The organism is Achromobacter sp. SIMBA_011 (assembly GCF_046535435.1).
Classification (GTDB): Bacteria; Pseudomonadota; Gammaproteobacteria; order Burkholderiales; family Burkholderiaceae_B; genus Achromobacter; species Achromobacter dolens.
Window position 1 is genome coordinate 141,388 of record NZ_JAWRWN010000006.1, and the last position, 23,476, is coordinate 164,863.

A 23,476-nucleotide genomic window follows, 5' to 3' on the forward strand; every position below is an offset into this window, starting at 1 on the left:
CGGCCGTCACGGGCCGTCGCGCGCCCCCGCTCCTCAGGCGCGCTTGCGCTCCACGTCCGGCAGCAGCACCGCCACGATGCCCAGCAGCGGCAGATAGGCGCACACCTGGTACACATAGCCGATGCTGGTGGCATCGGCCAGCTTGCCCAGCGCCGCCGCGCCCAGCCCGCCCATGCCGAAGGCGAAGCCGAAGAACAGGCCGGCGATCATGCCGACCTTGCCCGGCACCAGTTCCTGCGCGTACACCACGATGGCCGAAAAGGCCGACGCCAGCACCACGCCGATGATCACCACCAGCACGCCGGTCCAGAACAGGTTGGCATGCGGCAACAGCAGCGTGAACGGCGCCACGCCCAGGATCGACACCCAGATCACGATCTTGCGGCCGATGCGGTCGCCCACCGGCCCGCCCACCACCGTGCCCACCGCCACCGCGGCCAGGAACAGGAACAGGTACAACTGCGCCTCGCGCACCGACAGCGCGAACTTGTCGATCAGGTAGAAGGTGAAATAGCTGTTCAGGCTGGCCAGGTAGAAGTACTTCGAGAACACCAGCAGGCCCAGCACGCCCAGCGCGCCCAGCACCTGGTTGCGCGTCAGGCCGTGGCCGCTGCCCTCGCGCCGGGCGCGCGGCTTCAGGCGCACGCGGTTGGCGCTGTACCAGCGGCCGATGCCGGTCAGCACCACGATGCCGAACAGCGCCGCCAGCGAGAACCAGGCCACGCTGCGCTGGCCGTGCGGAATGATGAACAGCGCCGCCAGCAGCGGCCCCAGCGCCGAGCCGACGTTGCCGCCCACCTGGAACAGCGACTGCGCCAGCCCGTGGCGCCCGCCCGAGGCCATGCGCGCCACCCGCGACGACTCGGGGTGGAACACCGACGAGCCCGTGCCCACCAGCACCGCCGCCACCAGCAGCCAGCCGAACGACGGCGCCACCGACAGCAACAGCAGCCCCGCCAGCGTGAAGCCCATGCCCACCGGCAGCGAATACGGCTTGGGATTGCGGTCGGTGTAGAAGCCGATGAACGGCTGCAGCAGCGAGGCCGCCAACTGGTACACCAGGGTAATCAGGCCGATCTGCGCGAAGGACAGGCTGAACGAATCCTTGAGCATGGGATAGATGGCCAACAGGATCGACTGGATCATGTCGTTCATCAGGTGCGCCACGCTGATCGCGCCCAATACCGCAAACGCGGTGGAAGGATCGGCAACGGCGGGACTCGGCGCGGGCGCGGCGGACGCGGTGCGGTCCGGCAACGCGGCGGCGGGATTCTGGGCGGAGTTCATGGATAGGGAACGAAAAAAGAAAACGGGAATGCGTCCGACCTCACGCCGGGGCCTGGCCAGTGTAGGAACGGCGCGCTTCCAGCGTCTGACATTTTTCGTCGAGAAAGTGACAAAATAGCATTTCCCCCACCATGAAATCGGCTTCCTCCTTTTGTCGGAAGTGACACCATGCCCACCCGGCCCGCGCGCCTCGACCCGGCTCGCAGCATCGACGCCCAGGACTACCAGGACCGCCCCCGCGACGTGACGGCGATGGCCAAGGAATTCGCCGCCGGCGCCCGCACCGGCGCCCACTCCCATCCGCGCGCCCAACTCATCTACGCCGTCGAAGGCGTGATGCGCGTCACCACGCCAAGCGGCTTCTGGGCCCTGCCGCCGCTGCGCGCGCTGTGGGTGCCGGCCGGCGTGCCGCATGGCGTCGACATGATCGGCGCGGTCTCGATGCGCTCGCTGTACATCCATGCCGACGCCGCGCGGGCCTATTGGCCGCAATGCCAGGTGATCGAGGTCAGCGGCCTGCTGCGCGAACTGATCCTGGCGCTGACCGCCGAGCCCATCGACTATCCGCTGGGCGGACGGGCCGGGCAGGTGGCCGCGCTGATCCTGTCCGAACTGACCGCCGCCCGCGTGGTGCCCATCCAGATCCCCTGGCCGCGCGACCGCCGCCTGCAGACGATCTGCGAGGCCATCCTCGACCGGCCCGGCCTGCAACGCGGCATCGAGGGCTGGGCCGGCGAGGTCGGCGCCAGCGCGCGCACGCTGATCCGGCTGTTCCAGGCTGAATTGGGACTGAATTATCGGCAATGGGTGCAGCAGGTCCGCCTGGCCGACGCCGTCTGCCGCCTGTCGCTGGGCGTACCCGTGGCGCGCATCGCCGCCGACCTGGGCTATCGCAGCCCCAGCGCCTTCAGCGCCATGTTCCACCGCGCCCTGGGCGCGCCGCCGCAACGCTATCTGCGGGCGAATGTCGCATGACACTGCAACCGGCCTTGCCGTTTGTCACGGCGCGCAATACATTTCAGCGCGCGCTTGCAGCCGGCCGCTGCGCGAAACCCGCGCGGCGCGTATGCTCAAACCCGTCCCCATATGCCTTGCCCGTGGCGCGAACCGTCCCCGCGGGCAAGTTTGGTTACCGAAACCTTCCGGCCCCGTCGCCGGTCTATAGCGTTCTGCCCTAGAATCGCCAGCAATGAGCACCCCCCAGCAATCCTCCGCCAACCCGGGCGGCAAATCGGGCTTTCCCTGGAAACGACTCCTGATCAAGGCCGGCGTCGCCGTCGCCGGCCTCGGCGTCTGCGGGGCGCTGCTGGTCGGCCTGGCGCTGGCGATCGCCTGGCCCAGCCTGCCGGACCTGCACGCCATGACCGACTACCGGCCGCGGGTGCCGCTGCGAATCTACACCGCCGACAAGGTCCTGATCGGCGAATACGGCGAAGAACACCGCAACGTGCTGCGCTTCGACGAAATCCCGGCGGTGATGCGCCAGGCCGTGCTGGCGGCCGAGGACGACCGCTTCTACCAGCACGGCGGCGTCGACTGGATGGGCATGGTGCGCGCCGTGCTCGTGAACCTCGTCAAGCAATCCAAGACCCAGGGCGGCAGCACGATCACCATGCAGGTGGCGCGCAACTTCTACCTGTCGTCCGAAAAGACCTATTCGCGCAAGTTCTACGAACTGCTGCTGACCTACAAGATTGAATCCGAGCTCACCAAGGACCAGATCCTCGAGCTCTACATGAACCAGATCTACCTGGGCCACCGCGCCTACGGCTTCGCCGCCGCCTCGCGCACCTACCTCGGCAAGCCGCTGTCCGAGGTCACGCCGGCCGAGGCCGCGATGCTGGCCGGCATTCCCAAGGCGCCTTCGCGCTTCAACCCCATCACCAACTTCCCGCGCGCCGAGATCCGCCAGCACTACGTGCTGGGCCGCATGAAGACGCTGGGCTACCTGACGCCGGAACAGACCGAAGAAGCCCTCAAGCAGCACGTGGTGATCCGCGGCGCCGACGGCGCCAGCCTGCGCGGCTTCGCCATCCACGGCGAATACCCGGCCGAACTGGCGCGCCAGTTGATGTACGGCGTGTTCCAGGAGCAGACCTACTCCAAGGGCATCGACGTCTACACCACGATCGATTCCAAGGACCAGGAAGCCGCCTACCGCGCCGTGCGCGACGGCGTGCTGGACTACACCCGCCGCGCGCCCTACCCCGGGCCGGAAGACCAGATCGAGCTGCCCGACGGCGTCGAAAAGGATGCCGCGGCATTCGACGACATCCTCGACGGCGTGCAGGACAAGACGCCCGACAGCGAAGACCTGCTCACCGCCGTGGTGCTGGCCGCCAGCCCGCAGGAAGTGACCGTGGCGCGCAGCGCGCGCGAGATCATCACCATTTCCGACAAGAAGGCGCTGGCCGTGGTGGCGCGCGCCCTCAACCCCAAGGCCGGCGACAGCCAGCGCATCCAGCGCGGCTCGGTGGTCTACATCCACAAGAACGGCAACGGCTGGGAAATCATCAACATGCCGGCGCTGCAGGCGGCGCTGGTGTCGATGGTGCCGCAGGACGGCGCCATCCGCGCCATGATCGGCGGCTTCGACTACAACCGCGGCACCTTCAACCGCGTCACGCAGGCCTGGCGCCAGCCGGGCTCGAACATCAAGCCGTTCGTCTACGCCGCCGCCCTGGAGCGCGGCCTGACGCCCGCCACGCAGATCTCCGACCAGCCCTTCATGCTGACCGCCGCGCAGACCGGCTCGAAGGACTGGCAGCCCAAGAACGACGGCAACCGCTACGAGCCGATGCTGACGCTGCGGCAGGGCCTGTACAAGTCCAAGAACATGGTCACCATCCGCATCCTGCAGGCCATCGGCCCGCAGTACGCGCAGGACTACCTGACCCGTTTCGGCTTCGACAAGGCGCGCTGGCCGGCGGTGCTGCCGCTGGGCCTGGGCGCCGGCGGCGCCACGCCGCTGCAGGTGGTCAACGGCTACAGCGTGTTCGCCAACGGCGGCTACCGCGTCACGCCCTACCTGATCGACAAGGTCACCGACCGCTCGGGCAATGTGCTGATGCAGGCGCAGCCGGTGGTGGCGGGCGACGCCGCCGCGCGCGCCATCGACCCGCGCACCGCCTGGGTCATGGACGACATCCTGCGCGGCGTCACCACCAGCGGCACCGCGGCGCGCGCGCACCAGGTGCTCAAGCGCAACGACATCGGCGGCAAGACCGGCACCACCAACGAAGCGGTCGACGTCTGGTTCTCCGGCTTCACCCCCACCCTGGCCACCACGGTCTGGATGGGCTTTGACCAGCCCAAGTCGCTGGGCACCAACGAATTCGGCAGCGGCCTGGCCCTGACCACCTGGCTCGACTACATGCAGCCGGCGCTCAAGGGCGTGCCCGAGGCCAAGCCGGCGCCGCGTCCCGACGGCCTGCTGGTGGACAACGGCGAATACTATTTCAACGAATTCCCGCCGGGCCAGGCGGTGGCCTCGCTCGACCTGTCCAGCGGCGACCCGCTGACCGACTTCCTCAACAACAACCGTTCCACCGACGGCGTCGACAACTCGGTGCGGCCCCTGCCCGCGCCGGGCGCGGCACTGCCGCCGGCGACTCAGCCCCAGGCGGGCGCGCCGCAGCAGACGCCCGTGCAGCAGACGCCCGCACAGCAGGCGCCGGTGGCGCAACCGATTCCGATCCCGGCCGCGGGCAGCGGCACGCTGGGCGGCGCCTTGGGTGGCGCTTCCGGGGGCAACCCGGGCGGCGACGGCGGCAACACCCCGATCCCGCCGATCCCGGTGCCGCGCGTCGACGCCGACATCCCGGCCCGCGCCAGCGCCGTCAACGGCACCGGGCCGCTGGCCGCGCGGCCGCTCTAACCCCCCCGATCCGCCCGGGAATGACCGGCTTGCCGGCGCGCGCGCGGATCAACTATGATCCGGAATAATTCGCATTCCGGATCATGGGATGCGCCGCGCCAACGCCACGCCAGTCCATCATGTCCGCGACCGGGACCTCCCCCCAGCCCATCGAAGTGCTTTACGGTGACCACCACGGCTGGCTGCGCGGCTGGTTGCGCAAGCGGCTGGGCAACGCCTTCGACGCCGCCGATCTGGCGCACGACACCTACGTCCGCATCCTGGCCTCCGGCGCCACGCCGCAGCCGGACCAGTCCCGCCGCCACCTGACCCAGATCGCCAACGGCCTGCTGATCGACCTGTACCGCCGCCGCGGCATCGAAGCCGCCTACCTCGAGGCCATCGCCGCGCTGCCGGTGGCGCTGGCGCCGTCCGAGGAAGTCCGCGCCCTGGCGGTCGAGGCCCTGATCGAAGTCGACACCATCCTGCACAAGCTGCCGCCCAAGGCCCGCATGGCGCTGCTGCTGTGCAAGCTCGACGGCCTGAGCTACCGCGAGATCGCCGAACGGCTGCACGTGTCCGTCTCCTCGGTCGAGAAGTACGTCGCGGCGGCGCTGCTGGCGTGCTACCAGGCCCTCTACGATGGCGTGCACTGACGCGGCCGCCGGCCAGGGGCCGGCGATCGATCCCGCGGTCGTGCGCCGCGCCTCGGCCTGGATGGCGCGGCTGTGGTCGGGCGAGGCTAGCGCGGCCGACCGCGCGGCCTGTGACGCCTGGCTGGCCGCCCATCCCGACCACCTGCGCGCCTGGCGCCGCCTGCAGGTCATGGACGCCAAGCTGGCCGGGGTCTCCGAGCCGGCTTCCCGCACGGTGCTGCTCGACGCCCGTCCGCAGGCCTATGCCGCGCGCCGCAAAGCGCTGCGGACACTGGGCATCGCGGCGGCCGCCACCGCCGGGGCCACGCTGCTCTGGCGCGAAAGCGGGCGCTGGGGCATGCTGGCCGCCGACCACCGCAGCGCCGTCGGCGAGATCCGCGACATCACCCTGGCCGATGGCTCCCGCGTCGTGCTCGACAGCGGCTCGGCCATCGACGTGCGCTTCGACCGCCACGAGCGCCGCATCCTGCTGCTGGCCGGGGAAATCCTGGTGTCGACCGCTGTCGATGCCCAGGGCAGGCCGTTGCGCGTGCAGAGCCGGCAAGGCATGGTGCAGGCGCTGGGCACCCGCTTCACCCTGCGCGACGCCGGCCCACAGGCGCACCTGGCGGTCTACCAGGGCGCGGTCGACGTCTATCCCGGCGCGGCCACCCAGGCGGTCCTGCGGGTGCATGAGGGCGAGCGCACGCGCTTCGACCCGCAGCGCGCCGAGCCGCCCGCCGCGGCGCGCGAGGCCGACGCCGCCTGGACGCGCGGCGTGCTGCTGGCCGAGGACATGCGGCTGGCGGACTTCACCGCGCGGCTGGCCCGCTACCGCAGCGGCTTCCTGCGCTGCGACCCGGCCGTCGCCGAGCTCCGCGTCACCGGGGTCTTCCCCCTGCGCGACACCGACCGCGCCCTGCACAACCTGACGCTGGGCGTGCCAGTCGACATCCACACGCTCAGCCGCTATTGGGTCACCGTCGGCCCCCGGGAGGCACGCTAGGGCGCATCGACCGCCAGAAGCGCCCCGCGCAAACCCTGGCCCCTGTTGCAATTTTTGTTGGCGCGGCATTGAGGAAATCGCCCGCTCGTCCGGAAGACATAGCAGTCGCAACACTTTCTTCCGTACTTTCTGGGATCGACCCGATGGCGAGCCGCCACCTTTCCTCTCCGTTCCGCATCACCGCGCCCCTCTCCGCGCGGCCCACCGCCCCCCGCCTGCTCCCGCGCCGCGCCGCGCTCTGCCTGGCGCTGGGCGGCGCCCTCCTGGCCACCTCGCCGGCGCCAGCCCAGGTAGCGCCTGCGCCCGCCGGGGCGCAGACACCGGTGCGCACCTACCAGATCCCATCCGGTCCGCTGGACCAGACCCTGACCCGCTACGCCAGCGAGGCGGAGGTCGAGCTGTCGGCCGACGGCGCCCTGACCCGCGGCAAGACCAGCCCCGGCCTGAACGGCGCCTATTCCGTGCAGGACGGCTTCGCCACCCTGCTGCAGGGCCAGGGCCTGCGCGTCGTGCGCGGCGCCAACGGCGCCTATGCGCTGCGTCCGGCGCCCACCGCCGACAGCCCCGCCACGCTGCCGGCCGTCACCGTCACCGGCCGCCCCGAAACGGCCTGGAGCCCGGTGGACGGCTATGTGGCCAGCCGCAGCGCCACCGGCACCAAGACCGACAGCAGCATTCTCGAAACGCCGCAGTCGATCTCCGTCGTCACCGCCGATTTCATCCGCGAAACCGGCGCCTCGCGCCTGAAGGAAAGCCTGGCCTACACCCCGGGCATCAACACCCTGCCCTGGGGCGCCGACACGCGCTTTGACTGGACCATCATCCGCGGCTTCGACGCGCAGACGCCGGGCTACTACCTGGACGGCCTGCAGCTGCGCAACAACAACAGCTGGGCGGTCTGGCAGACCGAGGTCTACGGCGCCGAGCGCATCGAGGTGCTGCGCGGCCCGACCTCGGTGCTGTACGGCCAGAACGGCGCGGGCGGCATGATCAACGTCGTCAGCAAGCGCCCCACCGACGAACCCCTGCACGAACTGGAAGCGCAGGTCGGCGACCATTCGCGGCGCCAGGTGGCCGGCGACTTCTCGGGCCCGCTGGATGACAACGGCAAGGTGCTCTACCGCATCACGGGCCTGGCGCGCGACGCCGAGCTGCCCGCCAGCGGCCTGCCCAACGACCGGTTCTTCATCGCGCCGGCGCTGACCCTCAAGCCGTCGAGCGACACCACCCTGACCCTGCTGTCGCACTATCTGCGGGTGCGCGACGGCAGTTCCTACGGCAGCTTTCCCGAGATCGGCACGCAGCTACCCAATCCGAACGGGAAATTCTCGCGCAATACCTATGTGGGCGAACCGGGCTTCGACCGCTTCAACCAGGAGCAGTGGATGGTCGGCTATCTGCTGGAACACCGCCTGAACGACACCTGGACCGTGCGCCAGAACACGCGCTACGGCTACACCAGCGTCGATTACCGCCAGGTCTACGTGCGCGGCGGCTTCGCCACGGTCAACCCCGCCAACCCGGACGACCCCGCCAACTTCCGCCTGCTGGAACGGTTCCCGTTCGGCAGCCAGGAAAACGCGCGGCTCTTCACCATCGACAACCAGGCGCAGGCCAAGGTCGCCCTGGGCGACTGGACCCACACCTTCCTGTTCGGACTGGACTACCAGCGTTCGCGCAATTACCAGCGCACCTACAACGACGGCGTGGTCGCGCCCATCGACGGCTATTCGCCGTCCTACGGCAGCCCGGTCGAGACCGCCGCGCCCTGGTTCGACGCCACCACCCGGCTGGCCCAGACCGGCTTCTACCTGCAGGACCAGATCAAATGGGGCAACTGGGTGGCCACGCTCGGCGGCCGCTACGACAAGGCCAGCGCGGACGTGGACAGCAACATCGACGGCTCCCGCACCAAGATCTCCGAGCACTATTTCAGCAAGCGCGCCGGCCTGGTCTACCTGCATCCGAGCGGCATCGCGCCGTACTTCAGCTACGCCGAATCGTTCTCGCCCACCGCCACCATCGACCCGGTGACCAACAGCCCGATGCGGCCGGAAACCGGGCGCCAGTACGAACTCGGCATCCGTTACGAGCCGCCCGGCGGGCGCAGCCGCTACAGCGCGGCGGTGTTCGACCTGCGGCGCCACAACTACATCACCTATACGCCCGAGTTCCTGCCCAAGCAGACCGGCGAGGTGCAGGTGCGTGGCCTGGAGCTGGAAGCCGCGTTCCGGCCGCTGCCGCAGATGAACGTGGTGGCCGCCTACACGTACACGCCCAAGGCCGAGGTCACGGCCAGCAGCACGCCCAGCGAAGTCGGCAAGCAGATGCAGGCGGTGTCGCGCAACCAGATCGCGCTGTGGACCGACTACCGCTTCGCATCCGGCATCAAGATCGGCCTGGGCGCGCGCTACACCGGACCGAACTGGGGCTACCAGGAGTCGGCCGCCCAGAAGCTGCCGGGCTACACGCTGTTCGACGCGATGATCGGCTACCAGGTACAGGGCTGGAACCTGGCGCTGAACGTGCGCAACCTGGGCAACAAGACCTATCTCAGCAATTGCAGCGCTGGCGCCTGCCGCTATGGCGATCAGCGCACGGTGCTGGCGACCGCGACCTACCGCTGGTAGGCGCGGCCGGATCGAGGGCGCGCGGCCCGCGTCAGCGGACCGCTTCCGTATCCGGCTCGGTCACCACCGCGCGCGGCCAGGCCTGCAGCGTTGCCAGGTCGAGGAAGGTGAAGTAGCCGTCCTTCCAGCCCTCGGTATCGATGTGATAGACGTTGCCCAGCGCCAGCGGCGCGGCCACGGGCGTGTGGCCCGCCACCACGGCGCGCACGCCGCGCACCCCGGTGCGGTCCAGTTGCCGCAGCCGCTCGCGCGACCACTGGCAGGCCGCGCTGGTGCGCTTGTAGCGGTCCTGCAGCGCCGATTCCAGGCGTGGCCAGAACAGCACCGGACAGTCCGCGTGCAGCAGCCCCACCGGACCGGCCGAGGTGTCCACCTCGATCGCGATGGGCAACTGCCCGAAGGCTTCCGCATAGACCTGCTGACGATCGGCAGGCAGGTCCAGGAACCAGCCACCGCCGTAGCCGCGCCAGTTCACCACGTCCACCTGCCCGGTGCGCACGTGGCGCACGGCATAGTCCTCGTGGTTGCCCTGCACCGCGTAGAACCAGGGTTGCGCCAGCCACTCCAGCGCGGCCTCGCTCTCCGGCCCCCGGTCGACCAGGTCGCCAACTGAAAACAGCCGGTCGCGGCTGGCGTCGAACCCCATCCGCCCCAGGCTGTCCTGCAGGCGGGTAAAACAACCATGCACGTCGCCCACCGCGAAATCACGGCCCAGCTCGTTGCGCGGCACTTTCAGAAAACGTTGCTGCATGATGATCCAGCCCGCCCAATCGGGCCCATGTTTCTTTTTAACCCGCTTTTATACGTCCCCGATTACACCTGGCTTTCACACGCGCATTCGCAAAATTGCGTTACGAGAATAGCTATTATTCGTGATAATGTTCCGTCTTTCCCAAAATCCATCCTGAAGGGGGCCGCGCCAGCCGCCCCGCCGTCGCCATGACCGCCGCCTCCACCATCAAAACCTGGTACCTGGTCCACAAGTGGACCAGTCTGGTCTGTACGATCTTCCTGCTCATCATCTGCCTGACCGGCCTGCCGCTGGTGTTCCACCACGAAATCGAGCACTGGCTCGACGATGCCAAGCCCTTGTCGGACGTGCCCGCCTCCACCCCGCCGGCCAATCTGGACACCCTGGTCGAGCGCGCCAAGTCCATGTATCCGGGCGAAGTGGTCGACTACCTGTTCTTCGATCCCGACGAGCCCCAGGTCTACGTTGGCATGGCCAAGAAGCCTGGCGACGGCCAGGTCTCCGGCCACGCGGTGCGCATGGACGGCCGCACCGGCGACGTGCTGCTCGATGGCCCGCTCTACACCGAAGACAAGTTCTCTTTCATGGGCATCATGCTGGCCCTGCACGTCGACCTGTTCGCCAGCCTGCCGGGCGAGCTGTTCCTGGGCTTCATGGGTCTGCTGTTCTGTATCGCCATCGTTTCCGGCGTGGTGCTGTACGGCCCCTTCATGAAGAAGCTGGAATTCGGCACCGTGCGCGCCGGCCGCTCCACCCGCCTCAAATGGCTCGACCTGCACAACCTGCTCGGCATCGTGACGCTGGTGTGGGCCTTCGTGGTGGGCCTGACCGGCGTCATCAACGAACTGTCCACGCCGCTGTTCCGCCTGTGGCAATCCACCGAACTGGTGCGCATCCTCGAACCCTACAAGGGCCAGGGCGTGCCCGCCGAACTGTCGTCGGCCCAGAGCGCGGCGGACACCGCGCGCAAGGCCCTGCCCGGCAACGAAGTGTCGTTCATCGCCTTCCCCGGCAACGCCTTCGGCAGTCCGCACCACTACATCACCTGGATGCGCGGCGCCACGCCCCTGACCTCCAAGATGAACACGCCCGTGCTGATCGACGGCCGCAGCGGCGAGCTGACCACCATCGCGAAAATGCCGTGGTACCTGACCGCGCTGGAATTGTCGCGTCCGCTGCACTTCGGCGACTACGGCGGCCTGCCCCTGAAGATCATCTGGGCCGTGCTCGATCTGATCACCATCGTGGTGCTGGTCAGCGGCCTCTACCTGTGGCTGGCGCGGCGCCGCGCCACCGAAGCCCGCATCGCGGAACTGGTGCGCAAGCACCAGGCCGCCGCCACCCCGCAACGGAGTCCCGCATGAACAAGAAATCCCCGCGCGGCTTCCTGTTCGTCTGGGGCGTGCCGATCCTCCTGGGCGTGCTCAGCATCTTCGGCCTGCTGGCGGCGCTGCTGGGCACCGGCGCCTGGCACTGGGCCTCGTGGACGGCGCTGACCATCCTGCTGGTGGTCATCGTGCGCTACTGGTTCTTCCCGCCCAGGCAACCCGAGGCGTAGGGCCGGTCGATACGGGAATCCGCCTCGCGCAAGCCCCAGGCACGCCGGCGGCGCCCGCCGCCCGCGTCCGTCCTACTTGCCGAACTTCTCCGGATCGGGTCCCAGGCGGGGCCCTTCCTTGATGGCGTCGATCGCCGCCATCTCCGCGCCCGACAACTCGAAATCGAACACGTCGATGTTCTCGCGAATGCGCGCCGGCGTCACCGACTTCGGGATCACGATCAGGCCGTGCTGCAGATGCCAGCGCAGCGTCACCTGGGCCGGCGACTTGCCATGCTTGCGCGCCAGCTCCAGGATGGTCTTGTCCTGTGTGATCTTGCCTTGCGCCAGCGGACTCCAGGACTCGGTGGCGATGCCATGCCTGTCGTGAAAGGCCCGCAACTCGCGCTGCGCGAAGCCCGGATGCAGTTCGATCTGGTTGACCGCCGGCGTGACGCCGGTGGCATCGATCAGCCGTTCCAGGTTGGCCTGGGTGAAATTGGACACGCCGATCGAACGGGCGCGGCCGTCTTCCTTCATCTCGATCATGGCGCGCCAGGCGTCCACGAACTTGTCGCTGCCCGCCACCGGCCAGTGGATCAGATATAGGTCCACATAGGCCAGGCCGAGCTTTTCCAGGCTTTCATCCATCGCCTGGTGGGCGGCATCGAACCCGTGCCTGTCGTTCCACAGCTTGGTGGTGATGAACAGATCCTTGCGCGCCACGCCCGCCGCGCGCAGCCCGGCGCCCACGCCGGATTCGTTGCCGTAGATCGCGGCGGTGTCCACCGAACGGTAGCCGGCCGCCAGCGCTTCCTTGACGCTGGCCGCGGCCTGGTCATCGGGCACCTGCCACACACCCAGGCCCAATTGCGGAATCTTGCCGCCGTCGTTCAGTTTCACTGTGGGTACCTTCGCCATAACACCCTCCGAAGCTTGCGACGCGACGCTCGCACGGCGAAATCGCGCCAGGTCGCGCAGCCAGGGATGTTGCCGGGCGTACCCCTGGCCTACCGTTGATAACGGGCCCGCCCTGCTGCGCCCGTATGGAAAAACAATGCGAAAACCGGATGGAAAACCCCCGGGAGTGATACGTCCATCCCAGGGGTTTTCAACTAGATCATAGCGCTGGTGCCCGATAATGGGCCTTTTCGGGGCCTGTCACCCCCACTGGAACCCTGGCCCGCCCCCGCCCTGAGCAGCTCTCGCCCCCATGACCGCACCTGATTCCCGCACGCCCGGCCGCGGTGGCTTCGCCACCCTGCGCACCCTCTTTCCGTACCTGTGGCCGCCCGGCCAGGCAGGCCTCAAGGCGCGCGTGGTGGCCGCCCTGCTTTGCCTGTTCGCCGCCAAGGCGGCCACCGTGTACGTGCCCGTGCTCTACAAGCACGCCATCGACGCACTGGGCCAGGGCGCGCCGGGCGCGGTGACGGTGCCGCTGGGCCTGATCCTGGCCTATGGCGGCGCGCGGGTCCTGTCCCTGCTGTTCTCGGAACTGCGCGACGCCCTCTTCGCCCGCGTCGGCCAGCACGCCATCCGTTCGGTCGGCCTGCGCATCTTCCGTCACCTGCACGGCCTGGCGCTGCGTTTCCACCTGACACGCCAGACCGGCGGCCTGACCCGCGCCATCGAGCGCGGCACCAAGGGCATCCAGACGCTGCTGTCGTTCCTGCTGTTCAACATCCTGCCGACCTTCTTCGAGATCGGCCTGGTCTGCATCGTGCTGTGGCGCATGTTCGACGCCTGGCTGGCGCTGGCCACCGGCGCGACGGTGATCCTGTACATGGCCTACACGCTGGCCGTCACCGAATGGCGCGCCAAGTTCCGCCGGCTCATGAACGAAACCGACTCCGAGGCCAACACCAAGGCCATCGAGAGCCTGCTGAACTACGAGACGGTCAAGTACTTCGGCAACGAGGAACACGAAGCGCGCCGCTACGACGCCTCGCTCACCCGCTACGAGCGCGCCGCGGTGCGCAGCCAGGTGAGCCTGTCGATCCTCAACGTCGGCCAGGCCATCATCATCTCCGCCGGGCTCACGCTGGTGATGTGGATGGCCGCCAACGGCATCGCCGCGGGCCGCTACACCCTGGGCGACTTCGTGCTGGTCAACACCTACCTGCTGCAGTTGTACTCGCCGCTCAGTTTCTTCGGCTTCATCTACCGCGAAATCAAGCAGGCCATGATCGACATGGAACGCATGTTCGAGCTGCTGGGACAGGACCGCGAAGTGGCGGACCGCCCGGACGCGCAGCCGCTGCGCGTGGAAGGCGGCGCGGTCGAATTCCGCGACGTGCGCTTTGGCTATGACGAACGCCGGCCCATCCTCAAGGGCGTGAGCTTCACCCTGCCGGCCGGCAAGACCCTGGCCGTGGTGGGCACCTCGGGCGCGGGCAAGTCCACCATCGCGCGGCTGCTGTTCCGCTTCTACGACGCCGACGCCGGCGCCATCCTGGTCGACGGCCAGGACATCCGCGACGTCACCCAGTCCAGCCTGCGCGCCGCCATCGGCGTGGTGCCGCAGGACACCGTGCTGTTCAACGACACCATCCGCTACAACATCGGCTACGGCCGTCCCCGCGCCACTGACGCCGAGATCGAGCACGCCGCCCGGCTGGCGCACATCCACGACCTGATCATGGCCATGCCCGACGGCTACCAGACCATGGTGGGCGAGCGCGGCCTCAAGCTGTCCGGCGGCGAAAAGCAGCGCGTGGCCATCGCCCGCACCCTGCTCAAGGACCCGGCCATCTTCCTGTTCGACGAAGCCACCAGCGCGCTCGACACCCGCACCGAACGGGAGATCCAGGCCAACCTGCGCGAAGTCAGCCGCGGCCGCAGCACGCTCATCATCGCCCACCGCCTGTCCACCGTGGCCGATGCCGACGAGATCATCGTGCTGGAGGATGGCCGCATCGCCGAACGCGGCCGCCACACGTACTTGCTGGCCGCGGGCGGCCTGTATGCCGCGATGTGGGCGCGGCAGCAGGAAAACACCGCCGCGCCGGCCGATTGACAAGCCCCGCCCCCTGACCCAAGATCGCACCCTTTGATTCCAAGGCCTTCCATGCAGGATTCCCGTATCGCTCCCGAAGTCCGCGTCTGCGCCGCCACCGACCTGGTCAATGGCGGGCTGGGCGTCAAACTGCCGGTCTCCGACAGCGCCGGGAAGACCACGGCGTTCTTCGTGCGCTACCAGGACCGGGTCCATGGCTATCTGAACCGCTGCGCGCACGTGGGCGTGGAACTCGACTGGGAAGGCAGTTTTTTCACGCGCGCCGGCGACCTGATCATGTGCGCGCGCCACGGCGCCACCTACCAGCCCGACACCGGCCTGTGCGTGGGCGGCCCCTGCAAGAACGGGCGCCTCACGGTGCTGACGGTTCAGGAGCGCGACGGCGCCGTCTACTGGCAGCCCAGCGGCAAGATCCAGCCGCTTGCCAGCGACGCCTGATACGTCAGGCGCGGGCCGGTTCGGCCGCCTGCGCCGGTTCGGCGCGATCGGCATAGCGGCGCGCCAGCACCGCGCAGACCATCAACTGCATCTGGTGGAAGATCATCAGCGGCAGCACCACAATGCCCATCTGCGAGGTGCCGAACAGCACGGTGGCCAGCGGAATGCCGGACGCCAGCGACTTCTTTGAGCCGCAGAACACCAACGTGATCTCGTTCTCCTTGGACAGTCCCAGCTTGCGGCTGCCCCACGTCGTGATCAGCAGCACCGCCCCCAGCAGCAACGCATTGACCAGCACCATGGTCGCCAGGTCTATCGCCGGGAACGCGTGCCAGATGCCCTGCGCCACCGCTTCGCTGAACGCGGTATAGACCGCCAGCAGGATCGAACTGCGATCCACCTTCGACAGGACGCGGCTGTTGCGCTGCGCCCAGGCGCCGATCCACGGCCGCAGCAGGCTGCCCACCGCGAACGGCAGCAGCAACTGCAGCAGGATGCGCCCCGCATCGGCCAGGCCGTGGCCGCCGCCCTGGCGATGCAGCAGCACCGCCACCAGCAGCGGCGTCAGCACCGTGCCCAGCAGGTTGGATGCAGTGGCCGCGCAAATGGCGCCCGGCACGTTGCCGCGCGCCATCGACGTGAAGGCGATCGACGACTGCACCGTGGAGGACAGCGTGCACACGAAGATCACGCCCAGCCACAGCGACGGCGTCAGCAGCCCGGGAAACACGGCCCGCAGCGCCAGCCCCAGCGCCGGGAACAGGATGAAGGTGCAGCCCAGGATCAGCGCATGCAGCCGCACGTCCTTGACCCCGGCCACGATCGCGTCCGTCGACAGGCGCGCGCCGTGCAGGAAGAACAGCAGCGAAATCGCCACGTTGCTGGCCACCATCATGAACGACGCGCCCTTGCCCACGGCGGGGAAAAAGCTGGCGAACGCCACGGTGGCGATCAGGATGAGGGTGAACTGGTCAGGCAGGAAGCGGCGCATGGCGGGAGGTTTCCGGGAAGGTTGCGGAAACTATAGGCGCGCCGCTTGCTATCGTGAAGGCCGCTGGTTACTTTAGCTGCTATCGGACTTTCCTATAAGCAGGCCGCCATGCTCAATCCGCTCTGGCTCAAGACCTTCGCCGCCGCCGCGGGCGCGCCCAGCTTCAGCGAGGCGGCGCGCCGCCTCGGCCTGACCCAGCCCACCGTCAGCGAACACATCCGCCAACTGGAGCTGGCCCTGAACCGCCGCCTGTTCCTGCGCGACACCCACTCGCTGGCCCTGACCAGCGACGGCCGCAGCCTCTTGGTGCATGCCGAGATCATCCTCGACGCGCACGAGCGCGCCGAACGGCTGTTCGACGCCCCGCGGCTGCGCGGCCGCGTACGGCTCGGCACCTCCGACGACCTGGCGATGGGGCCGCTGCCCGACGTGCTGGCCGCGTTCCGACAGGCGCATCCCGAAGTGGAGCTGGACATCACCATCGGCGTCACCAGCGACCTCTACCGACTGCTGGACGACAACGGCCTGGACGTGATGATCGGCAAGCGCCGCCGCGGCGACCGCCGCGGCCAGACCCTGCACAAGGAGGCCCTGCTGTGGCGCGCCAAGGAAGGGCTGCGCCTGGCGTCGGACGCGCCGCTGCCGCTGATCCTGCTGCGCGAGCCGAGCGTCACCCGCACCCTGGCGCTGGATGCGCTGGCGCGCGCCGGCCGCGGCTGGCAGATCGTCTGTACCAGCACCAGCTATGCCGGCTGCCAGGCGGCCGCCCGCGCCGGCCTGGGCATCACCGTCCAGCCTTCGCACCTTTCCACCGCCGGGCTGGCCGCGCCGGCCGGCGCGCTGGCCCTGCCGGCGCTGCCGCAGGTCGAATTCATCGTCATCTCGGCGCCCACGCCCAACAAGCCCACCCGGGCCTTGACCGAGATCCTGATGCGCAGCTCGCTGACCTGAACCCTTCTCCATCGGCCTGGCCTGGCGCCCCGGCCCGGCCGGCGCGCCACGCGCAGCGCGAATGGCCGCCGCTCAAGCCCCCGGCCGGGTGTGCCGCACGCTGCCTTGCAGCGGCTGCGGTTGCTTGAGCAGGTTGAGGATCGGGCACCACTGCTCCACCGCCTCATGCACCGCCCGCACCGCCTGCGGATCGGCCGGCGACACGATGTGCGCCGTGTAGCGGATGTTGTGCGGGTAGAACGGCACCTTCTCATAGCCCGGCTTGCCGCCGCGCGGATCCAGGTCGCCTTCGATCTCGACTTCCAGCGAGTCCAGCGGCAACTCCAGCTCGGCCGCCTTGATCAGGAAGATGTGCGTCAGGCAACTGCCCAGCGATCCCAGCAGCAGCTCCGGCGAACTCGGTCCCAGGTCGTAGCCGGCGAAATCCGCCGGGCTGTCGCTCACCACCTGATGGTCGCGGATGCGTATGCGGCGCACGCCGCTGCGCCCTTCGGCGCTGACATGCGCGCGCAGCTTCACCGGCGTCACCGTGCCCGGATCACGCGCATTGCGCGCCAGCACCGCCTCGCGCTTCTGGCCCAGGTATTCGTTCAACGTACTCATCTTGCCTGCCTCGCGGTAGTAAAGGGTGAAAGGAAAAGATGCCCGGCCGCCACGCCGCGCGATGGCGCGTCAATGCCTGCGCCGCGTATCCGGAATATCGATGGGGGAACGATCCATCGCCTGCAACAGCGCGCCCAGTCCCTGGGCCGAGGTGTTCTCCATGCGCCCGCCCGGACCGCAGACGTTGTCCGCGCTGGTCCAGGCCGGCGCCGCGCCCGGCAGCCGTCGCGCCCGCAGCCAGCCGCGCCGGTCCACCATGAACTGCGCGCCCGCCAGGTCGGCCGGCGCCACGCCCGCGGCCAGCGCATAGGCCTCCCACGCCGCCTCACTCGCCGCCACGCAATCGGCGTCCGCCGCCGGTGTGCCGCCGCGCGTCAATGCGACGGTGAGCAGGCGCGGATCCAGGGGCTCTGGCGGCGCGCCGGGGCGGAAGGCCGCCACCCGCACCGGCAGGCCGCGCAGCTCCGACAACGTGACGGCGCGCCCATCGCGGCAGGCCAACGCCACCACCGGCGCCGGAATCGCCGGCATCCCCGCGCCGCCGCTGACGCCATAGGCCTGCACGCGAAGATAGTCCAGCACCAGCCAGACCTGGTCCGGCGACAGCGCCTTCCCTGGCGCCACCGCGCCGCCGTGCGCCGCGCCCTCGCGCGCCAGGCGCGCATGCAACTCGCCCTCCAGCCGATTGTCGAACAGCGCCGCGCCCAGCACGCTGGGCCAGGCGGGCAGTGCGGCCGCGAGCACGCCGCGCCCATCCGCCCGGACCCCATGGCAAGCCGCGCAATGCGCCTGGTACAGGCGCGCGCCCCGCAGCAGGTTGTCATCCGAAAACACCAGCGGCGAACGCTGATAGGACGTGTGCGTCGCCTCCGTCAACAAGAGCCGCGGCGCGGGCCAACTGGCGCTGGCCAACAATCCCGCGGCGGCCGTCAGCAATACCAGCCTGCCGCGCCGCGCGAACAAAGCCGCGGTCAGCAGCGCCAGCGCCACCAGCGTCAATCCCAGCGCCAGCCACAGGCGGCGCCAGGTGTGGCCGCTGACCGGCAGGTCGGCGTCGTAGCGCCACGCGAACGGCCAATGCGCGATCGCCAGCGCTTCATCCGACTGCCAGGCAATCGCCACGGCCAGCAACGCCGCCAGCAGCGCCATCGTGCCCAGCAGCGTGGCGCCGGCCCGGCGCCACTCGGCCCGCGCCGCGCGTTCCGGCGCGCGGCTATGCAGCCAGGCGGCGGCCAGCCCCGCCAGCAACAACAACGCCGCCGCGGCCAACGCCAGGTGTCCGAGCCGAGACCCCAACAGCCCGGGCGCCCCCTGCGTTCGCTGCCAGCCCAGCGCCACCACGCCAATCGCGGCCGCCAGGGCCAGCGCCGCCAGCACGGGCAACGGCAGGCCGGCCGTGATCGCCTGACCGTCGGCGCGTCGGCGGGCGGCGGCCAGGCACGCCAGCATGCTGGCCGGCGCCACCGCGACAGCCAGCGCCAACCCCGCGTTGCTCACCACGTCGCATCCAGTCCCAACAACGCCAGCGCGCGGCGCCGCAGCTCGGCTAGGCGCGGATCGCCGCGATGGCGCGGATACGGCAGGTCATTGACGATCTCGTCCTTGATGCGCGCCGGCCGCTCGCTCAGCACGATGATGCGCGATGCCATGAACAGCGCCTCTTCCACGTCGTGCGTTACCAGCAAGGCGGTGAAACCGCTGCGCTGCCACAGTTCCACCAGCTCGGACTGCATCGCGATCCGCGTCAGCGAATCGAGCTTGCCCAGCGGCTCGTCCAGGATCAGGATGCGCGGATCGTTCACCAGCGCGCGCGCCAATGCCGCGCGCTGCGCCATGCCGCCCGACAGTTGGTGCGGATAGGCCTGGCCGAAGGCCGCCAGGCCCACGCGCTGCAACGCGTCGTCGACGCGGGCGCGCTGCGTCTTCAACAGACCCCGCGCCTGCAGGCCGAGCGCCACGTTGTGCCAGACCGTGCGCCATGGATACAGCGTCGGATCCTGGAACACCACGATGCGCGATGGCGATGGCCCGTCTATCGGCTCGTCATCGGCCAGCAGATCCCCCTGCGCCGGCGGCTCCAGCCCCGCCACCAGCCGCAGCAGGGTCGACTTGCCGCAGCCGCTGGGGCCCAGCAGCGCGACGAATTCGCCGGGCCGCACCTCCAGGTCAATGTCGTCCAGCACCGGCAACGCCGCGCCGTCCAGCTCGAAGCGATGGTTTACGCCGCGCACCGCCAGCGCCGCGCCGCGCGCCGCGGATGCCGCCGTGCCTTCCAGTGCCGCCACTACCATTTCACCACTCCCTTCTGCCAGGCCAGCAGGCGGTCGCGCCCCGCGAACAGCAGCGTGATCAGTCCCGAGAACACCAGCGCCATCACGATCAGCGCGCCGTACATGTTGGCGTACGAGGCCCACCCCTGCGCCCACGACAGGTACCAGCCCAAGCCGGACTTGACGCCCATCATCTCGGCCGCCACGAGCACCGAGAAAGACGCGCCCAGCCCCATGAACAGTCCGACGAACACCTGCGGCAACGCCGCTGGAATCGCCACCCGCAGCACCAGAAACCACTCGCTCGCGCCCATGGTGCGCGCCACGTCGTAATAGGCGCGGTTCACGCCGGCCACGCCCGACCACGTCAACACCGTGACCGGAAACCACGTCGCCAGGGCGATCAGAAACACCGCCGCCGACCAACCCGACGGAAAGAAGAAGAACGCCATCGGCAGCAGCGCCGTCGACGGCACCGGCCCCAGGAACCGCAGCACCGGATGCACCCAGTATCCCAGGCCGCGCGACCAGCCGATCGCCACGCCCGTCAGGAAGCCCGCCGCCGCGCCCAGGCCGAAGCCATTGAGCAGCAGCCACAGCGAATTGCCCAGGCTGTCCGCCAGCCGCTTGTAGTCGGTCGCGTAGACCTCGATCAGCGACTGCGGCGGCGCGAAGAACGGGCTGGGCAGCAACGCCAGCTTGGCCGTCGCGATCTCCCACGCCCCAACCGCCAGCGCCAGCAGCACCAGCCACGGCCCGCCGCGATGCAGCGCACGCGCCGGCCGGCGCCGGCCAGCGCCGGCCACCGCCACCAGCAGCAGCAATGCCGCCAGCACCAGCGCCGCGATGCCGAATTCCCGCGTATACCCCCACGAAACGAAACCCACCTCGACGTTGGGCCAGCGCAACGTCACCGCGCCCACCGCGGCCCACAGCGCCGCCGCGACCACGCCAGTCTTCCACAGGCGCCAGGGATGCACGGCGGCCGGCGCGCCGCGCAACGCGGCCACCGCCAGCGCGTCAGCCGAGGACATTGGGCACCACCGCTTGCGCGTACTTGTTGATGTCGAGGTTGGCGCTGAGCACCTTGATCGTCTTCAGGTCCTTGGCATAACCCACGATCTCGTCGCGCAGCGCTGCGCCGGTCGACGCATGGCCATGGCTGTGGCTGCGCAGAATCGCCGCCACGCGCTCGGCCGGCACCTTGCCCGGCACGTACGGCGCGAAGATGCGCGCGGTCTCGTCGGGGTTGGACGCGGTCCAGCGTTGCGCGTCGATCACGGCGCGCGTGATGGCCGCCGCCGACTCGGGATCATTGCGCACCAGGTCGCCGCGCAAGCCCAGCACGCAGCAGGTGCGATTCTCGTAGTCGCCCTCGATGTTGGTGGCGATCTCGCGCAGCTTGTTGTCCTCGCGCAGCGTGTAGATCAGCGGATCATCGCCCGCGATCGCATCGACTTCCCCCTTTCTCAGCACCTCGCCGAACAGGTCCTGCGGATACTGGCGCCAGTCCACCGATTCCGGATCGATGCCCAGTTGCGCCACGCGGATCGCGAAAAAGTTCTTCACCGGGCTGGCCTGATCCGACACCGCGACGCGGCGGCCCTTCAGGTCCTGCACGCGCTTGACCGGCGAATCCGCCGCCGTCAGCAGGCGCATGCAGCCGCCATGCGTGCCCACCGCCAGCTTGACGTCGAAGCCCTGCTCCAGCGGCTTGAGCCAGCGCAGCGCCATGCCGATGCCGCCGTCGGCGTGGCCGGTGGCGATGGCTTCGAGCAATTGATCGGTCGAGCCGCTGAAATTGATGCGTTCGACCTTGAGGTTGTACTTGTCGAAGAAGCCGCGCTCCAGCGCCACCGAGACTGGCGACTGGCACACCGCGGTCTGGCTCCACGCGATCTTATAGGTGCGCGGCGCGCCATTGGCCGCCAGCACCCGCGATCCCAGCATGCCGAGCGGCGCGGCCAGGCCGGCCACGGTCGCCGCGCGCAGCAACGAGCGGCGCGAAATACCGCGCGCCGGATTGGCGCGCGCTTGGACGTTCGTATTCATCAACCTTCCTTTTGAGCAGACTGTGAATGGCGATGCTTGCCATGCGGCATCATCGGCCCGTGCTCAGGCGTTCGACAAATACAAAGTGGGGATAACAATATGGGCTGCGTCAGTCCGGCAGGTGATCCGGCACGCCGTGCTCATCCACGGACTTGACGCGATCCAGCGCGTTGCGCGCCGCCGACATCGCTTCGACCGCCCCGCGAAAACGGCGCGTCACGAAGATCTCGAAGGCCAGGCTTTCCGGCTCATCCGCGTCATCCTGCGTCTCGCCGTCCTCGTCCTGATCCGCTTGCGGCGCAGGCTTGGCCGCGGCATCGCCCTTGGCCGGCAACCGTCGCGTTTCCAGGAAGGCGCGCGCCGGGATGCGCCCCTCGGGTTGTGTCGCATACGCCACGACGGAAAAACCATTGATGATCTTCTCGGCCATACCGGTTTCCTTTAGGCCGCGCCAATCGGCGGCGCAGCTCGTTGTTAGCGACAACGGCCCGGCGTCGGGAAACTTAAGCGGAGGCGCGGCCGCGATTGATTGATCTCAATCGCGGCCGAGCGGCCACACAATATTCAACCGAGTCTATTTTGTCGACGATATGGCGACCATGCGCGAGCGCACATATTCCGCCACTTGCGCCAGTACCTGCGACAGGTCCGCGCGCAGCGGCTCGAAGCCCTCATTGCGTTCGCGCGTAACCTCGTCCATGTACAGCGGACGCCGGATCTCGATCTGCAGGCTGTGGCGGTTCAACGCCGGCTGGCCGATCTGCGCAATCAACTGCACGCCCTTGTAGGGATCGTTGCGCGCCACCGTGTAGCCGCGGTCGCGCAGCGCCGTCTCGATCAGCGCGATGAATTCCGGTTCGCAGGTGGTGCCGTCGCGATCGCCCAGCACGAAGTCCGCCAGCGGATGCGCGCTCTCCCGGCCCAGGCGTTCGTAGGCGTCGTTCGGCATCGAGTGCAGGTTCAGGTGCCAGACCGCGCCGAAATCGCGTTGCGCGGTTTCGATGGCCTGCGCCAGCGCCGCGTGATACGGCTCGTAGTACGCCTGGATGCGGTGGCGCACTTCGGCCAGCGACAGCTTGCGGTCGTAGATCGGCGTGGCCTTGTCCATGCGGCGCCAGATCAGGCCCTTGCCCAGGCGGGTCTTCTCGCCGGGGTCGAGCGGCTCGGGCCAGGGCTCGGCCAGCAGCTCCGGATCCAGATCGCGCAGCGTGCGGTTGGGATCGATGTAGACGCGCGGAAAGTGCGCCGCCACCAGCGTGGCGCCCAATGCCGGCGCCGCCGACCACAAGGCGTCCACGTGCGTGTCCTCGCCCTGGCGCAGTTGCGCCAGGCTGGCCGCGGCACCGAAATCGGCGGGATATCGCTCGCCGCTGTGCGGCGAATCACACACCAGCGGCAGCGCCGGCGCGGTCGGGGCATGCACGGAAACGGCTTGGAAGTCGGCGTTCGTCAT

Annotated in this window: 22 protein-coding genes; 11 read left to right on the forward strand and 11 right to left on the reverse strand. The window is 69.1% G+C overall.

Annotated features, from left to right (window positions below; all coding sequences use genetic code 11):
- Positions 1 to 33 precede the first annotated feature (33 nt).
- On the reverse strand, positions 34 to 1,155 hold the full coding sequence (locus SB816_RS20560; RefSeq protein WP_269873347.1) for an MFS transporter: 1,122 nt from the start codon (positions 1,153 to 1,155) through the stop codon (positions 34 to 36).
- Between SB816_RS20560 and SB816_RS20565 the strand changes: the two genes are divergently transcribed.
- From SB816_RS20565 to SB816_RS20590, 6 genes are all read left to right on the forward strand, one after another.
- On the forward strand, positions 1,145 to 1,405 hold the full coding sequence (locus SB816_RS20565; protein WP_269873348.1) for a hypothetical protein: 261 nt from the start codon (positions 1,145 to 1,147) through the stop codon (positions 1,403 to 1,405). The genes SB816_RS20560 and SB816_RS20565 overlap by 11 nt on opposite strands.
- A 50-nt stretch (positions 1,406 to 1,455) precedes the next feature.
- Positions 1,456 to 2,262, forward strand: a complete 807-nt coding sequence (locus tag SB816_RS20570) for an AraC family transcriptional regulator (protein ID WP_054503822.1) — start codon at positions 1,456 to 1,458, stop codon at positions 2,260 to 2,262.
- 214 nt (positions 2,263 to 2,476) lie between these two features.
- On the forward strand, positions 2,477 to 5,164 hold the full coding sequence (locus tag SB816_RS20575; protein ID WP_410547446.1) for a penicillin-binding protein 1A: 2,688 nt from the start codon (positions 2,477 to 2,479) through the stop codon (positions 5,162 to 5,164).
- Between the two features lie 119 nt (positions 5,165 to 5,283).
- Complete coding sequence (locus SB816_RS20580) at positions 5,284 to 5,799, forward strand: sigma-70 family RNA polymerase sigma factor (protein ID WP_410547447.1); 516 nt, start codon at positions 5,284 to 5,286, stop codon at positions 5,797 to 5,799.
- Positions 5,786 to 6,784 carry a FecR domain-containing protein gene (locus tag SB816_RS20585; RefSeq protein ID WP_410547448.1) on the forward strand — a complete coding sequence of 333 codons (999 nt, stop codon included), beginning with the start codon at positions 5,786 to 5,788 and terminating at the stop codon, positions 6,782 to 6,784. The genes SB816_RS20580 and SB816_RS20585 overlap by 14 nt, the downstream gene beginning before the upstream one ends.
- A 143-nt stretch (positions 6,785 to 6,927) precedes the next feature.
- Positions 6,928 to 9,414, forward strand: a complete 2,487-nt coding sequence (locus tag SB816_RS20590; protein ID WP_410547449.1) for a TonB-dependent siderophore receptor — start codon at positions 6,928 to 6,930, stop codon at positions 9,412 to 9,414.
- A gap of 31 nt (positions 9,415 to 9,445) precedes the next feature.
- Here the strand turns inward: SB816_RS20590 and SB816_RS20595 are convergent, their stop codons facing one another.
- A complete protein-coding gene (locus SB816_RS20595) occupies positions 9,446 to 10,165 on the reverse strand; it encodes a metallophosphoesterase (protein WP_054503825.1) in 720 nt (239 codons plus the stop codon).
- 188 nt (positions 10,166 to 10,353) lie between these two features.
- On the opposite strand from SB816_RS20595, the gene SB816_RS20600 reads away from it, so the two are divergent.
- On the forward strand, positions 10,354 to 11,529 hold the full coding sequence (locus tag SB816_RS20600; protein WP_054503826.1) for a PepSY-associated TM helix domain-containing protein: 1,176 nt from the start codon (positions 10,354 to 10,356) through the stop codon (positions 11,527 to 11,529).
- Positions 11,526 to 11,723: a hypothetical protein gene (locus SB816_RS20605; RefSeq protein ID WP_054503827.1), complete on the forward strand. Its 198-nt coding sequence runs from the start codon at positions 11,526 to 11,528 to the stop codon at positions 11,721 to 11,723. Before SB816_RS20600 ends, SB816_RS20605 begins: the two co-directional genes overlap by 4 nt.
- 72 nt (positions 11,724 to 11,795) lie before the next feature.
- On the opposite strand, the gene SB816_RS20610 is transcribed toward SB816_RS20605, so the two are convergent.
- Positions 11,796 to 12,623, reverse strand: a complete 828-nt coding sequence (locus SB816_RS20610) for an aldo/keto reductase (protein ID WP_049074951.1) — start codon at positions 12,621 to 12,623, stop codon at positions 11,796 to 11,798.
- A 292-nt stretch (positions 12,624 to 12,915) separates the two neighbouring features.
- On the opposite strand from SB816_RS20610, the gene SB816_RS20615 reads away from it, so the two are divergent.
- Together SB816_RS20615 and SB816_RS20620 are read left to right on the forward strand one after the other, a co-directional pair.
- Complete coding sequence (locus SB816_RS20615) at positions 12,916 to 14,718, forward strand: ABCB family ABC transporter ATP-binding protein/permease (RefSeq protein WP_410547450.1); 1,803 nt, start codon at positions 12,916 to 12,918, stop codon at positions 14,716 to 14,718.
- Between the two features lie 51 nt (positions 14,719 to 14,769).
- Positions 14,770 to 15,156, forward strand: a complete 387-nt coding sequence (locus SB816_RS20620) for a Rieske (2Fe-2S) protein (protein WP_410547451.1) — start codon at positions 14,770 to 14,772, stop codon at positions 15,154 to 15,156.
- A gap of 4 nt (positions 15,157 to 15,160) precedes the next feature.
- Here the strand turns inward: SB816_RS20620 and SB816_RS20625 are convergent, their stop codons facing one another.
- Positions 15,161 to 16,147, reverse strand: coding sequence for a bile acid:sodium symporter family protein (locus SB816_RS20625; RefSeq protein ID WP_063569750.1), 987 nt, complete (start codon positions 16,145 to 16,147; stop codon positions 15,161 to 15,163).
- A gap of 108 nt (positions 16,148 to 16,255) precedes the next feature.
- Here SB816_RS20625 and SB816_RS20630 point away from each other — a divergent pair, with 108 nt between their 5' ends.
- On the forward strand, positions 16,256 to 17,098 hold the full coding sequence (locus SB816_RS20630; RefSeq protein ID WP_064528673.1) for a LysR family transcriptional regulator: 843 nt from the start codon (positions 16,256 to 16,258) through the stop codon (positions 17,096 to 17,098).
- Positions 17,099 to 17,170: 72 nt separating this feature from the next.
- Here the strand turns inward: SB816_RS20630 and SB816_RS20635 are convergent, their stop codons facing one another.
- The 7 genes from SB816_RS20635 to SB816_RS20665 form a co-directional block, all read right to left on the reverse strand.
- Positions 17,171 to 17,701, reverse strand: a complete 531-nt coding sequence (locus SB816_RS20635; RefSeq protein WP_064528671.1) for an OsmC family protein — start codon at positions 17,699 to 17,701, stop codon at positions 17,171 to 17,173.
- Between the two features lie 69 nt (positions 17,702 to 17,770).
- The gene (locus SB816_RS20640; RefSeq protein ID WP_302477717.1) at positions 17,771 to 19,201 is read right to left on the reverse strand and encodes a c-type cytochrome; all 1,431 of its coding nucleotides are present in this window, start codon (positions 19,199 to 19,201) and stop codon (positions 17,771 to 17,773) included.
- Positions 19,195 to 19,992 (reverse strand): ABC transporter ATP-binding protein, encoded by a 798-nt coding sequence (locus SB816_RS20645; protein WP_054503833.1) that lies wholly within the window; start codon positions 19,990 to 19,992, stop codon positions 19,195 to 19,197. Before SB816_RS20645 ends, SB816_RS20640 begins: the two co-directional genes overlap by 7 nt.
- On the reverse strand, positions 19,986 to 21,005 hold the full coding sequence (locus tag SB816_RS20650; protein ID WP_410547452.1) for an ABC transporter permease: 1,020 nt from the start codon (positions 21,003 to 21,005) through the stop codon (positions 19,986 to 19,988). The genes SB816_RS20645 and SB816_RS20650 overlap by 7 nt, the downstream gene beginning before the upstream one ends.
- The gene (locus SB816_RS20655; protein ID WP_175167683.1) at positions 20,992 to 22,023 is read right to left on the reverse strand and encodes an ABC transporter substrate-binding protein; all 1,032 of its coding nucleotides are present in this window, start codon (positions 22,021 to 22,023) and stop codon (positions 20,992 to 20,994) included. Before SB816_RS20655 ends, SB816_RS20650 begins: the two co-directional genes overlap by 14 nt.
- A 109-nt stretch (positions 22,024 to 22,132) precedes the next feature.
- A complete protein-coding gene (locus SB816_RS20660; RefSeq protein ID WP_054503836.1) occupies positions 22,133 to 22,453 on the reverse strand; it encodes a hypothetical protein in 321 nt (106 codons plus the stop codon).
- A 144-nt stretch (positions 22,454 to 22,597) separates the two neighbouring features.
- On the reverse strand, positions 22,598 to 23,476 hold the full coding sequence (locus SB816_RS20665; protein ID WP_410547453.1) for an N-formylglutamate amidohydrolase: 879 nt from the start codon (positions 23,474 to 23,476) through the stop codon (positions 22,598 to 22,600).